This window comes from Olleya sp. Ti.3.14, assembly GCF_038154885.1.
Classification (GTDB): domain Bacteria; phylum Bacteroidota; class Bacteroidia; order Flavobacteriales; family Flavobacteriaceae; genus Olleya.
Genome location: NZ_JBAKAO010000002.1, coordinates 277,269 through 292,662, shown reverse-complemented (window position 1 = coordinate 292,662; position 15,394 = coordinate 277,269). Strand labels below are relative to the sequence as shown.

Below are 15,394 nucleotides of genomic sequence, written 5' to 3'. Positions count from 1 at the left end.
ATTATGCACTCATGTCAAAACTAATTGAAAAAACCGAAGCTTTTGTATTTGAACTCCTTAAAAATGAGCTACCAAACACGATAGTCTATCACAATCACACGCATACCTTACGAGTATTTAAAAGTACGAAAGAAATTATAGAAAACTCTAAAATTGATGTTAATGATGCGCAAATACTTCAATTAGCAGCATTATTACATGATGTAGGCTATACTAAAAAAAGAGAAGGCCATGAGGAGGTTAGTGCACAAATAGCTAGAGAATTTTTGACTACAGAAAATGTAGACGAAAAAACTATTAAAGCTGTTGAAGATTGTATACTAGCTACAAAATTTGATAGTAAGCCAGAAACCGAATTAGAGAAAATTTTACGCGATGCTGATGCCTCTCATTTTGGAAAAAAATATTTTCCGGAAGCTAGCGAGTTTTTAAGAAAAGAGTTAGAATTAGCAGGTATTGCAAACTACACACCAAGAGAATGGCTTGACGAGAACATTAAAGTCTTATCTAAAAAACACAGTTATTATACGGATTATGCCTTACAAAATTGGCAACAAAGAAAAGAGAAAAATCTTGCTAAGCTAATCCTTGCAAAGAAGAAACAAAAAAAGAAACAAAACACAGAAGAGCTAAAGGCTAAGTACAAAGCCCAATATAAAAACGAAAGTCCAGAACGTGCTATTCAGTCGTTTTACAGAACTGCGTTACGAAATCACATTAAATTAAGTGACATTGCGGACACTAAAGCCAACATCTTATTATCTGTTAATGCTATTATAATATCGGTTGTATTGGCTAATTTAATTTCTAAATTAGACACCAACCCTTATCTAACTTGGCCTACTGTGATTTTTACTCTGTTTAGTGTTGTATCAATGGTAATGTCTATAATTGCTACACGACCAAATGTAACTAGTGGTCAATTCACTAAAGAAGATGTAAAAAACAAAGAAGTTAACTTAACGTTTTTTGGGAATTTTCATAAAATGAAACTCAACGAATTTGAATGGGCTATTAATGAAATGATAAATGACAAAGAGTACATTTACAAGTCTCTGACTAAAGATTTGTATTTTTTAGGAATTGTTTTAGAACGAAAATACCGTTTATTAAGAATAACATACACTGTATTTATGATAGGTATTATTATATCGCTACTTGCGTTTGGTATTGCTGTAAAAAACAATCCAGGTGTCAATATTCAGGATGTATTAGATACAACATCGCAAATACAATACATATTACCTCAAAATCTTAACCAACTTTTAGTTGGTTAGGATTTTATAGCCTGCATTAAATCGTTATACGTGTAAAACTGCTTTGTATTGTTTTGGTCTTGATACAAGATATTAACTCTAATAGCTTTTAAGCCAGTTACTCCTTGCAAATCCTCTAACTCTAATATTTCTACCTCATCACCTAATTTATGCTTTGATTGTAAAAATCTAACATATTTTAAGTATTCAAATTCATCTTCTTGCTGAGAATAGACAATTGTTAACTTACCCTTAGCAGTAATGCGCTCGTCTGTACCTTTAATATTAGCTTTATCAACACGTTTTTTAACCACCTCGTATCTTGCATTATAAGTACCATCCACATCAAAGTGTTTCTCATCTGCTCTAAATCTAATAGATAACGGTTGATTAAACACTAAAATCATTGATGCAACATCAAGCGCGATAGGATATTTGTGCTGTTTGGTGTAAAAAGACGTTTCCATATCAATCATGACTTGCATTTGCCACAATCTTAAATTATATAAGTACAACTCGTTAAACGAATCTTCTTTTGTAATGGACTCTCCAATGTACATATTATGCTCAACACCATCCGTTTTAAAACGCTCAAAAAAGTGAGGATACATAGCCTGTGCTTCTACTTGTTTTTTATCTAACAAGGCAGACATATTTTTGTTTATCAAGCTAATAGTATCATCATAATTTTTACGATAATAATATATAACTTCAAGATTAGCATCTACTTTAGCAAAATAATCGTCAATGTCTTGGGTTATAAATGATTTTGATTTAAGTTGAAATTTAAAAAGTGGCTCTATTTCATATTTAAAAAAATGAGTGATTTTTTGCTCACTATCAACTTTAAAATCATTTTTTAAAGCAATTTGATAACTTTTAACCTGAAATAATAATTGCTCAAAAATTGGTAAATTTTGATGATCAAAAGCTTTTTCAACAATCTTTTCTACTAATTTTAATTGAAGTGCTAAATCTTTTTGTGTTGCATTATTTCTAGCATCAGACGACCCTTTAACATCTATCTGACCAAATAATGGATAAACATTATCAAAACTAATTTTATTAAAAGATGGGTTTTCATTACCATTATACTCCTCTTGCATAAACTTACGTGCAGCACTTTCAAATTTCCATTTTACACTTGGATGTATAGAAGTACATTCGCGTTGTATAATAGCTTGAATTAAGTTTTCCTCGTCTAATTTAGAACGCTTGACAGCAGATAAAATAAAAGGCATAACGTCTGCTAGTTTATTTGCATTAATGCTATTTAATGCTTTGGGCGTCTTAGATACTAACTCCAAAACAGCAAGTAAATCACCTTGTTCTGCTATTGGAGCAAAAATAGCACTTTTAAAACCTTGATCTTTTAAAACTTTAACCTGCGGAGACTTACCTTTTGATTTTTTTAAATTAGCATCTACATCTGATATAGCAAAGTTTGTTTTACTTTTTAAAATCTTATCATAACTATAATGACAAAATAAGTTCTCACACTTAAACTCTTCTTTAGCTTTAAGCAAGAAACTATTAATACTAGAATCATGCACCTTCATTAAGGTATTTTCTTCTTTATTATAAATAGAAAATCCGACCTCCAAATCAGTAACCCCTAATAGCGAACGGAAGACTTTTTGAAAATCTACCATAAAACTTTCGTCTTTACGTTTACTGTTTTTTATTAAGGTTGTTTTTATATTTGAAATAGACTGGTCGTCCGTAACATCAAATATATTAGATATTACAAATCCTTTTGACACATAACTGTTAGGAGGAAATTTTTCTTTCCACAACTCTATATTTTCAAAATTATCTAATAATTCGTCAAAATCTTTATCAGTTAATTTAGGAGCAGCTTCAGTAGGAATAATTTCCATAAAATCTGCATTATAAGTAATCTTGTAAATTCTTACAATACCATTTTCATTCGGAATCTCATAATATAATGGCCTTTTAAAATTAGTGTCATAGTTATAACAAAAACTCATTATAATCGTACAACCAAGAATATACCAATCATTTTCTGGCATATTTTTAATTACCAATTCAAAATCAGGACCAGCTGATTTTATTATATTTTCAAAACGTTTTGAAGCATTAAAAATAAAATTATGATAAGGTACACTTGCTGTTTTAATTTCATTTAGACTTAAAACCTCGCTAAACGAATCTTCCAATAATATTGCGATTTCTTTCTCATATTTTTTCAATACAGAAATCTTACTAAATCCCTCTTTTAATAAAGGATTAGCCTGTCCTATTTCTAATATGCGATTTGCTTTGGCTGCGATAAAGGAATCTTCACTTTTAGCCAAGTCATTATAGCGCTCAATAAGTTTGTTAAAACTTATTTGTAACGAAAAAGGTAAATTTATATTGTCGTTTAAATCGATCATTTATACTAATAATGTAATGCAAAAATACGCATTATTATGATTAGTCGCATTTTCTTGTAAAAACTGACAATTAATTAAACCAGAAAAGCACCATCAGGCACTTTTCTATATTTTTATGAAGTAGAATTATTAATTCTTTTACTTTTTAACTAAAATCTTAAATTCATTAACCGCTAAAGGGATTGCATCACCATCTAATTCTACGGTTTTATTAGACAAATAATCTAAATATGTTCCTTTTTGTACAAGGTTTACTTTAGTATTCTCTTTTGAAACATTTGCAATAAATACAACCTCTTCATTATCTTTTGTTCTTGAAAATGAAATTACATCTTTTCCATTATCAATTGCGTTGTATTTAGCGGAAGCTTTTCCGCCATGTAAAGCTGCATTATTCTGTTTTAATGTTGCTAATTTTTCTAATAATTTCCAAGTGGTTCCTTTGGTATGAGGGAAACTATCTTTTTCAAAAAATAATAATCTATGGTCTAAATCATACTCTTGACCAGAATAAATTAATGGCATTCCTGGAGTTACATAAGCTAAAGCAGTCATCATTTCACTAGCTTCTCCCATACGTTCTTTAATGGTACCATTCCATGAGTTTTCATCGTGATTGGTAACAAAATTCATTAAAATATCGTCACTTGCGTAACGGTCAAAATCGGTTTGTAAAGCATTAGTAAATTCGGTTGCATCCTTTTCTCCTTTTGCAATTGCATTCATGGCATGATGCCTATCCCAACCGTAAGCCATATCAAATAAACCATCTTTTAATAATTCTGGTTCCCAAGCTTCAGCTAACATAAAGATGTCTTTTTTAGCTCGTAATTCTGGTATCGCTTGTTCCCAAAAGTTGGTTGCTACAGATCCTGCAACATCACATCTAAATCCGTCAACACCTTCATTTGTCAACCAATAACTCATGTCTTTAATCATTGCTTTACGCATCTCTTGGTTGTCGTAGTTTAAATCGGCAACGTCTGTCCAATCTGTATCTACAGGATGTACTACTTCTCCTTTATCATTTTGTGTATAATATTCTGGATTAGTTTTTAACCAAGTATGATCCCAACCTGTATGATTTGGTACCCAATCTAAAATCACATAAATTCCGTTATCATGAGCAGTTGCTAATAATGTTCTAAAATCTTCAATCGTCCCAAATTCTGGATTGATTTTAGTAAAATCGGAAACCGCATAATAACTACCTAAATATTTGTCTTGTTCTCCTTCTGGAAAATCGGTTGCAAACTTACTATCTTCTCCTCCTGTAGCTTTACGTTTAGTTTCTGAAATAGGAAACACAGGCATTAACCAAATTACTTTTACACCTAATTGTTTTAACTGCGGAATGTCTTTTGTGAAAGCTTTAAAAGTCCCTTCAGGTGAATATTGTCTTATGTTAGCTTCATAAATAACAGCAGTTTCTAAATCGGAAGCAGAAATAGGTTGTATTGCTACTTTTTCTTCTGTAACAACTTTAATTCCCTCTTGTTTTTTCTCTTCTTTACAAGCAAAAACACTAAGTATTGCAAGGGATAAGATTAGTTTTTTCATGTGAATTTTTATTTAATATTTTCTAATAATAGGATGTTAGATTCTGTTTCAATTGTAATTTTTCCGTTTGTAACTTCTAGAATTTCTCCTGAATAGAAGTCTTTGATTTGTGAGGCTTCGTTAAAAACTGAAGACACATCAATAGTATGTTTTCCTTTAGGAATATCGACACCAATAATGACGTCATCTTTAAAATCGCCTTTGGCATAACTTCTACTAAAAAGGTAAGGTGTATTACTTAGCATGGTATGTTTTCCTGCTCCAACCGAAGGATGATTACGTCTAAATTGTCCTAATTTTTGCCAGTGGATTAACAAGTCTTGTTGCTGTGCTATTTCATTCCAATTCATGAAACTTCTTAAAGTTGCATCTCCAACAGTGCCTTCTATAGTTAAATCTCTTGCAAATTCGTCTCCATAATATACTTGCGACGCTCCAGGAGACAGTAATAATCGTGTTGCAGTTTCGTAGGTTTTCTCTCTATTTTTATCAAAAGGTTGTCCATCGTCATGAGACGTTAAATAGTTTAAAACACCATAACCTTTAAGATTGGTATGTAAAAGACTATCGTATTTTTTAAATTGTTCTTCGTAGGTTTGCTGTGCTGAATTCCATTTAAATTCAAAATTGATTAGGCTATTAAAAGCAGCATCAAAATAGTTGACTTTTTTATCTCCAAAGTCGAATGCTTTTCCTGAAGAAATTCCGTAGTTATACACTTCTCCAACCATGTAAAAGTCATTATCATCTAAAACTTTGTTTGGGTTTTGCTGCTTAAATTCCGCGAAAGCGTTATCACAAACGTCCTTAAACTCTTGCCAAACAAAAGCTTCTGTATGTTTAACAGTGTCCACTCTATAACCATCAATACCAAAATCTGTAATGTAATCACTCAACCATTTCATGATGTAAAAACGAGGTGCACGAGGATGACCTGTGGCTTTAAAAAAGGCATCTAGTTCTGCAACTTCTTGGTCATAACGACCTTCAGCTTTCCATTTTTCTACTAATTGTGGTGGTAAATTTACCGCTTCATTACTTTCGGTTTTAATGTCCGGAAGGTTTTTAACTAAGGTACAAGTAACGGTGTTTTCGTAATTATCGTATTGACATTGTGGATCTGTTCTAACCCAATCACTTGGCCAAACAGGATCTTGATCTGTAACAGGACCTGTGTGATTAATAACCGCATCTAGCAACACACGAATGCCTTTTTTATGTGCAGCATCAACTAGATTTTGTAGATCTTCTTTGGTTCCTAAATTGGCATCGACATTAGTCCAATCTTTAGTCCAATAGCCATGATATCCATAGGTGTTTCCGGTACCTTCATCGGTTGCGCCATGAATTTGCTCTACAATTGGTGACATCCAAATGGCATTGATTCCTAAATTTGTAAAATATCCGTCTTCTATTTTTTGCGTGATTCCTTGTAAATCGCCACCTTCAAAACCTCGTAAAACAGCAGTTTCTTTAGTTCGGTTATAATTAACATCATTTGTTTTATCACCATTATTAAAACGATCGGTTAATAAAAAATAGACATTTGCAGCTTCCCAAACAAAAGGCGTTTTAACCTCTTCTTTTTTGATGTTATCTGCGATATCTTGATTTGCTTTTTTATCAGTTTTACAACCGAAAACAAGAATAGATAATGCGATTAAAAGTATGCTCTTTTTCATGTTATACTTAGTATTTTATTTGTGTTTCAAGGTTTTTAGTCGTTTCCCATTGTAGATTAAAACGTAATGTTTTAGTCGTTTCATTATAGCTGAAATCTACTTTTTTCCTATTGTTTTTAATACGCTTAGGTGCTTTTGGGAAATTATGAATTACAACATCTATGTTTTTAGTAGTTGTTTTGTAATTAGCACCTGTTTCTGCTTCAAACTCAAATTCTAAAAGCTTTGCAGTGGTTTCTGCTTCAAATTCTAGAATTTCATAGCTTCCTTTTTCAAAAGCATTTTTAGTTGCTCCATCATCATTGTATAAGGTTCTTTTACTATTAGTGACAGAAGCATCAAAATAATAATGTAAGTCTACATTATTACCATTATATTCTGCAGTACTTTGCATTGGCTTTGCTGTTGGAATAAAAGCGCCACCACGAACATACGTTGAAATGTAATTTTCTTCTGTTTTAACCGAAAGTGTTTGTCCGCCTTCTACTTTTTTATTGGTATAAAAATCGAACCAATTACTACTTTTAGGAAAGTAAACTTCAACTTCCTTTTGTTGCGGATTTACAATTGGCGTGACTAAAAAGTCATTTCCCCAAAGGTAAGTCGATGCCATAGTTTGCAACTTCGAATTATCTTCCTCTTCAAAAAATAAGGCTCGCATTAATGGTGCGCCTGTTTGGTTGTTTTCGAAAACTAAATTGTAGTTATAAGGCAATAATTTGTAACGTAATTCGATAGACGCTTTAGCTAAGGCTTTCGCTTTATCGCTTCTAAAAACAGGTTCTGCAGGCACTTCTTCTTGTGCATGTGGTCTGTAAATTGGCTGAAAAACGCCATATTGCAACCATCGCGTATACAATTCGTCATCTAAATTATTACCAGCAAAACCACCTAAATCGCTATGCATAAAAGCCAAACCTTGTAATCCCATTTGCAGTGCAATTTCTGGCTGAGATTGTAATCCTCCCCAAGTTCTGTTTACATCTCCAGACCAAGGAATCATTCCAAAACGTTGGGATCCAGAACTACCTGCACGCATTAAAATAAATGGTCTTGTGTTTGGAAAGTTTTGCGTGTACATTTCTTGCACAGATTCTGCCCAATGATGACCATATATATTATGCACTTCATCCGCTGTTCCTGTAGCATGAAGTAAACCTTTGGGATGTACTTCTGGCTCTCCTAAATCTCCCCAAACACCAGAAACACCTAAATTAGCCAAGTCTTTGTAAATGTTTTGAAACCATTTTTTGCCTTTCGGATTATAAATATCAATCAGACCAGTATTACCAAAATAAAAATCGAAAGTAAATGGGTTTCCTAAAGAATCCTTAGCTAAAACATCTGCTTTTACCGCTTCGTCCCAACGATTAGAAGTCGTTAATACAAAAGGTTCTGTTACCAGAACAGTTTTAACATTATTGTCTTTTAATTCTTTTATCATTTGTTTCGGGTTTGGAAAAGAATCGCGATCAAACGCTAGGTTTCCCATGGTACCTTGGACGGTTTTTCCGAACCAAAAAATATCGATAATTATAGCATCTAATGGAATATTCTCTTCTCTAAACTTTTCTACAGTAGCAGTTACTTCTTCTTGAGAATGGTAACCAAATCGGCTTGAAAAATTACCCAAAGCCCAACGTGGTGGCATGGGTTGTGTTCCTGTAAGCTGAGTATAGTTTTTAGTAAGATCTAACCAAGAATCGCCAACCACCACTTGATAGGTTTTTCTACCAGAAATCGTTTCGTACGTTAGTGTATTATCTCCTTTACTATCTAAATCTAAAAAGCCAATGGGTGCATTATCAAAATGAATAAGATACTTGTTAGAAGACACCACAATTGGCATGGTGTAATTCATTAACTCACTTCTATCTTCATACCCATAATGTGCTTTATTGTACAACTCTAAACGGTTTCCTCTTCGGTTCATCCCTAGAGCTCTTGCGCCTCCACCATATAAAACTTCATCTGATTTTAAATTAAAATGAATAGTTTCAAATGCATCCGTTTTTTGATAGCCATTTTTTACCGAAGTCACTTCCTCTCCATCTTTCCAATACGAAATATGAAAAGGTACTTTGGTGATTTTTACTTTTAATTTTTCAGATTGAAAACGAATCTCTGAAGCTGTTTCATTAAATTTTACATCAGAAAGTGCTTTATCTAAAACAACTGCGTGTGATTTTTCATTAAATACTTCTCCTGTTGGCAAGAATGTAGTCTCGATAATTTCGGGATGGTAAAAATGCATGGAATAGCTTCCATCGGAAACCTGAATATGTAATTGATTGTTTTCAAATGCAACAGATTTAAATTCTCTTTTTTGAATTGCATCTGCAAACAGCCAAGTAATAGCCTCCTCAAAATTGTTTTCCCATAGCGCTTCATTATGTTTTCCTTCAGGAACGACTTTAGATTGTATATTTTTTTCAGGAAAACCATTATTTTTTAAAATAGAAATGATACTATTCATGTCTGTAACGGTTTGGCTAATCTCATTATAACCTGCGTTTTCACCTTCTTTTCCACCTGCTAAAAAGTACATTTTTGTATTTTGAAGATTAGCATGCTTTTTAGTAAACTCATTTACTTCTGGAGCAAACCAAAATGCTGGTGAATACACACCTACTTTACCAAAAACTGTTGGGTGTTTTAAAGCAGCATAATGCGAAATTAAACCTCCCATTGAGCTTCCAAAAATAGCTGTATTATTTCTATCCTTTTTAGTGTTATAGTTAGTGTCTATATAAGGTTTTAATGTGTTTACAATAAAATTGACATAGGCTTCTCCTTCGCCTCCACCATATTTGTTGTTTACCCATGGAGAATATTCATCTAAACGTTTAGAAGTACCATTATCTACACCAACCACAATAAGTTTTAGGTTGTCTTTAAATAATTTATCTAAAGTTTCGTCTACATTCCACTCACCATAACCAGAGGTTTTAGCATCAAAAATATTTTGACCATCATGCATATACACTACAGGATAATCTTGTTTTGATGTGTTATAATCTGGAGGTAAATAGATCCAAACACGACGTTTTCTGTTAAGTTGTGGTATATTGAAAGTTTCTGAAATAATGGAGACATTTTTTGAAGCTGTAGAAACTTCCTTCGTTTCAAACAAATGGCTCCAACCAGCGATTTTTACATGTATTGTGTCGTTAGATTCTATAAACTTATAGATACGATTATCTATTTTTTCACCTGTATTGGTACTTTCTGAAGTCTCCCAATTCCCTAAGGTAAACTTGAATAAAATACGTTGTTCTGTTTTAGGAAGTTTTATTTGATACTGTCCATTTATTTGTTGTAATTGGTAGTCTTTATGTCCTCCAGACCAACCTTCAAAATCTCCTGAAATAAATATAGAAGCATCTTGTGGAGTATCTTTTGGAAGTTCTTCAACTACAATAGTAACCTGTGCAAAGGTGAATTGAAATAGTAAGAAGGATAGTATGTATAATAAATTTTTCATGTTTAATCTTTAAAAGTAGATTCCGCATCAAGTGCGGAATGACAAACAATTATATTTTTGTGCTTAATAATAAACTTCCTCTTTCGTTTAAGATAATTTCATCTTCCCAAACAAAAGTTTCATTAGTTACTATATTTTTTAATGTTTTGCCTTGTAAACCAACTTCTTCAAAACGTTTTAAATCTAAACTAATTGGTTCATTATTTTTATTAATGATATGTACAACGGTTTCGCCTTCAATAACTCTAAATAAAAAGTATGTTCCCATAAATGGAGCAAAATGAATGGTTTTTCCATTGTGGATGGCATCACTTGACTTTCTATAATTCAATACTTTTTTAAGGAATAACTGCATGTCTTTTTGTGCTTCGGTTAATCCTTCACTTGTAAATGCATTAACAGTGTCACCTTCCCATCCTCCTGGGAAATCAGTACGTATCAAACCATGATCGCCAGGTTTTTCAAAATCGTTCATTAAGATTTCTGTTCCGTAATACAATTGCGGAATTCTAGGTAAGGTTAATAGATAACTTAAAGCCATTTTGGTATTTGGCACATCTCCTTTTAATTGTGTGAAAATGCGACTCATATCATGATTGTCTGGAAAGACCATAATGTCTTTTGGTGATGCATAGGCAAAATCGTTTGCTAAACCTTCGTATATTTTCACCAAACCAGTGTCCCATTTTTCATCTTCATTTAAAGCATCTACCGTATTTTTTTGCATAGCAAAATCCATGGTCGATCTTAAATTAGAATCGTAACCATCTTTATTGTCATGACCTTCTTGCCAATAGGCAATTAGTAACGGATTGGTACTCCATTCTTCGCCTACAATACTAAAGTTAGGATACTCATTCATGATTGCTCCTGCCCAATTAGACATGAAATTTTTATCTGGATAAGGATAGGTGTCTTGGCGAATTCCGCTAAGGTTTAATGTTTCTACCCACCAAATACTATTCTGAATAATATAGTTTGCCATAAACGTATTACGCTGATTTAAATCTGGCATTGTTGGTACAAACCAACCTTCGGCCATTTCTTTTTTATCGCGTTTAGCAGCATACAAATCTTGATTACTTGTACGTCTGTGATTGGAGTTATTTAATGGTTTATTATTCTCAAAACTGTCTTGTTGGTTCACCCAATCTTTAAACGGTAAATCTTGCATCCACCAATGTGCACTTCCGCAATGATTAGCCACTTGATCCATGATTAAGCCGATGCTTTTATCTTTGGCTTTTACAGATAATTCTTTATACTCTTCTAAGTTTCCGTAACGTGGATCTACTTGGTAAAAATCGGTCATTGCGTAACCATGATACGAAGACCTTTCCATATCATTAGTTAATAAAGGACAAGACCAAATTTGAGTAAAACCCATTTCTTGAATATAATCCAAATGCTGAATAATGCCTCGTAAATCACCACCATGACGTGCATAATCGTATTTTCTATTGATGGTTTTTTCCTTTAAACTTTCGTTTATATCATTAGAAGTATCTCCATTTGCAAAACGATCTGGAGTGATTAAGTAAATAGCATCTGCACTGTCAAAACCTTGATAATCAGAAGCTTCTTTTAAACGACCTTTAATTTCGTAAGTTTGAACCAGTTCCTTTTCTTCATTAAATTTAAAATGAATATTGAATTTTCCTGCTTTAGCACTTTCTGAAATATTAAGATCTACAAACAGATAATTAGGACTATCTGCTTTATGCACTTTTTCAATGGAAACGCCTGCATAATTTATATTAGGTGTTGCTTCCGAAATGTTTGGATGCTTCACCAATAATTGTACTTGAGTATTATTAAAACCTGTCCACCAATGTGGAGGTTCTATACGCTCAATGTCGTTTTTAACTTCGGTTACAACTTCAGAAGTTGTTACTTTTTCAGTTTTCTTCTGACAAGAAAAACTAACACTAATTAAAATTATTAATGCTAGATGTATTAATTTTTTCATTTTAATTAGTGTGTTTAGTTTTAAATTTTCACCAAGTTATTTGGCGATACTGTTACTAAATTATCATTTACTTGAATGTTTAAATCTGTATTTCCTTCTAACTCGAAAGTTGTTTCCGCTTGCGACACATTCACTTTTAAAATTTGATCTCTAAAGTTTACTTTAAATGAATAGGCATCCCATTGTTTAGGAATACGAGGTTCAAAATGTAGCGTATCGTTTTTAACACGCATACCACCAAAACCTTCAACAATACTCATCCAAGTTCCAGCCATACTGGTAATGTGCAAGCCTTCTTCTACCTCTTTATTATAATCGTCTAAATCTAAACGAGAGGTACGTAAATAGAAGGTATACGCTTGTTCCATTTGGTCTAATTTAGCAGCTTGAATACTGTGTACACAAGGAGAAAGCGAGCTTTCATGTACTGTAAATGGTTCGTAAAAATCGAAATGACGTTTTAATTCTTCGGTTGAAAATTGATCTTCGAAGAAATAGAACCCTTGTAAAGTATCTGCTTGCTTGATGTAAGGCGAACGTAAGATTCTGTCCCAACTCCATTTTTGGTTTATTGGTCTATCAGCTTTTGGTAAATCGGCAACCGTAATTAATTCTTTATCTAAAAAGCCATCTTGTTGTAAGTACACTTGGTGCTTTTCAGAATAAGGAAAAAACATATTATCTGCTACTTTTTTCCAAGCATGTAACTCTTCGTGGGTGATTTTTGTTTTGCCCGAAATGCGTAAGTAATCGTCGTGATGACCTTCTTTAACTTTCTCGATATTTTCTAAAGCATAATCAATACACCACTTTGCTAAATAGTTGGTGTAAAAGTTATTATTGATGTTGTTTTCATATTCATTAGGACCAGTAACACCTAAAATAACATACTTGTTTTTATCTGTAGAAAACGTAGCACGTTGTTGCCAGAATCTAGCAATACCAATAAGGACTTCTAATCCCATTTCCGGAATATAACTGTAATCACCTGTGTAACGATAGTAGTTAAAAATAGCAAAAGCAATAGCTCCATTTCTGTGGATTTCTTCAAAGGTAATTTCCCATTCGTTATGGCACTCTTCACCATTCATGGTTACCATTGGGTACAATGCTGCTCCATTATTGAAACCTAATTTCTCTGCATTTTCAATCGCTTTTTCTAAATGATTGTAACGGTATTGCAGTAAGCTTCGTGCTACTTTTTGATCTTTGGTAGCCATATAAAAAGGAATGCAATAGGCTTCCGTATCCCAATAGGTACTTCCACCATACTTTTCTCCTGTAAAACCTTTTGGACCAATGTTTAAGGTAGAATCTTTTCCTAAATAGGTTTGGTTTAATTGGAAAATATTAAAACGAATACCTTGTTGGGCTTTTACGTCACCATCGATTGTAATGTCTGACATTTCCCAGATTTTTGACCAAGCCTCTTTTTGGTTATTTAAAAGTGCTTTGAATCCTAAATTTGAAGCAGTATCTAATGCTTTTTTAGCTGCTGAAACTAACTGATTTTTATCGTGATTTCTATCTACTGTATAACCACCAAACTTTTGGATGCTTGCTGTTTCACCTGTATTTACAGAAACTGTATATGTAAATGAAATAGCGTTTTCCTGTTTATCTATTTCTGGTGTTTGCTCTTGTTTTGAAGTATTTACAAAAACCGAAGACTGCATAAATGTACAAGTATGAAAACCAGTTTTCATTGTTTTTGCTTCAATAAATGCTTGCTCGTTTTCTGTACTTACGTTTAAAGTATCCCAAAATTGGTCGTCCCAATTGGTATCTTCATTTGTAATACCTGAATCTAAATACGGTTGAAACTTAATAGTCGCTTCTCCATTTAAAGGTGTTACTTGATAATTTATAGCTCCAACTTCATCTAAATCTAAACTTAAAAAACGAAGCACTTTCACTTCAATTTCTAATTTATTTTGAAGCGTTGCAGTAAACGATCTAGACAACCAACCTTCTTGCATGTTAAGCTCTCGTCTAAAATTAGATACAGAAACACACGTGTTTAAATCTAATTGTTCGCCATTAATTTCTATATTAATACCTATCCAATTTGGTGCATTTAATACTTTAGCAAAATACTCTGGATAGCCATTTTTCCACCAACCAACTCTTGTTTTATCTGGATAGTAAACACCAGCAATGTAGCTTCCTTGAAAGGTTGGACCTGTGTATTGTTCTTCAAAATTAGCACGTTGACCCATTGCACCATTTCCGATGCTAAATAAACTTTCTGACGACTTTACTCTTTCTTTATCAAAGCCTTCTTCAATTATAGACCAATTGTCTGGTTGTATATAATCTTGATTCATTTTTTATATTTTTTTGATGAAAATCACTTTGAATAAAATAAGCGTGACTTTCAACATTTTTTATCTATTTATTAATTCTTCTATAAAGCTATTTTCAATTTCAGTAAAATCTGAAAAAATGTAATCTGCTTCATGTAATACGTCTTTTTCGCCAATACCAATAGATATCATATTTGCAGTATTTGCAGCTTGAACACCAGCTACGGAGTCTTCAAAAACAATACAATCTTCTGGTTTCATATTTAAATGTTGTGCTGCAATTAAAAACACTTCTGGATCTGGTTTTGCTTTGCTAACATCGTTACCATCCACAATAGCATCAAACTTTGAAAGTAAATGGACTTTTTCTAAAATTGGTCGTGCATTTTTACTAGCAGAACCCAACGAAATTGGCTGTTCCTTTTCTATTAAATAATCTAATACTCTTGGTACATCTGGTAAAATTTCTTCATCTGTCATTTTTGAAATGAAGCTTAGATATTCTTCATTTTTTTTACCCATTAACGAGGTAAATAGCTCTTCTGAAATGGTTTTATTTCCCCATTCTAATATTTTTTCTAATGATTTTACTCGGCTAACACCTTTAAGTTGTTCGTTTTGCTCGTGTGTAAAATCTATATCAATACTTTTTGCAAGGTTTTGCCATGCTAAAAAGTGATATTTTGCAGTGTCTACAATGACACCATCTAAATCGAATATGAATCCTTTTTTATTCAT

General features: G+C 32.7%; 8 protein-coding genes. 1 reads left to right on the top strand and 7 read right to left on the bottom strand.

Annotated elements, in window-relative coordinates; translation table 11 throughout:
• The first annotated feature begins 11 nt into the window (after positions 1-11).
• Positions 12-1,277 carry a Pycsar system effector family protein gene (locus V6251_RS05475; protein ID WP_341587348.1) on the top strand — a complete coding sequence of 422 codons (1,266 nt, stop codon included), beginning with the start codon at positions 12-14 and terminating at the stop codon, positions 1,275-1,277.
• Here the strand turns inward: V6251_RS05475 and V6251_RS05470 are convergent.
• The 7 genes from V6251_RS05470 to pgmB all read right to left on the bottom strand — a co-directional run bounded on the left by V6251_RS05470 (position 1,274) and on the right by pgmB (position 15,394).
• Positions 1,274-3,655: a GAF domain-containing protein gene (locus V6251_RS05470; protein ID WP_341587347.1), complete on the bottom strand. Its 2,382-nt coding sequence runs from the start codon at positions 3,653-3,655 to the stop codon at positions 1,274-1,276. The genes V6251_RS05475 and V6251_RS05470 overlap by 4 nt on opposite strands.
• 138 nt (positions 3,656-3,793) lie before the next feature.
• The gene (locus tag V6251_RS05465; RefSeq protein ID WP_341587346.1) at positions 3,794-5,215 is read right to left on the bottom strand and encodes an alpha-amylase family glycosyl hydrolase; all 1,422 of its coding nucleotides are present in this window, start codon (positions 5,213-5,215) and stop codon (positions 3,794-3,796) included.
• Between the two features lie 8 nt (positions 5,216-5,223).
• The gene (locus tag V6251_RS05460) at positions 5,224-6,897 is read right to left on the bottom strand and encodes an alpha-amylase family glycosyl hydrolase (RefSeq protein ID WP_341587345.1); all 1,674 of its coding nucleotides are present in this window, start codon (positions 6,895-6,897) and stop codon (positions 5,224-5,226) included.
• Between the two features lie 7 nt (positions 6,898-6,904).
• Positions 6,905-10,381, bottom strand: a complete 3,477-nt coding sequence (locus tag V6251_RS05455; protein WP_341587344.1) for a TIM-barrel domain-containing protein — start codon at positions 10,379-10,381, stop codon at positions 6,905-6,907.
• A gap of 49 nt (positions 10,382-10,430) precedes the next feature.
• Positions 10,431-12,350 (bottom strand): glycoside hydrolase family 13 protein, encoded by a 1,920-nt coding sequence (locus V6251_RS05450; RefSeq protein WP_341587343.1) that lies wholly within the window; start codon positions 12,348-12,350, stop codon positions 10,431-10,433.
• Positions 12,351-12,370: 20 nt separating this feature from the next.
• The gene (locus V6251_RS05445) at positions 12,371-14,677 is read right to left on the bottom strand and encodes a glycoside hydrolase family 65 protein (protein ID WP_341587342.1); all 2,307 of its coding nucleotides are present in this window, start codon (positions 14,675-14,677) and stop codon (positions 12,371-12,373) included.
• 60 nt (positions 14,678-14,737) lie between these two features.
• Complete coding sequence (gene pgmB / locus V6251_RS05440; protein ID WP_341587341.1) at positions 14,738-15,394, bottom strand: beta-phosphoglucomutase; 657 nt, start codon at positions 15,392-15,394, stop codon at positions 14,738-14,740.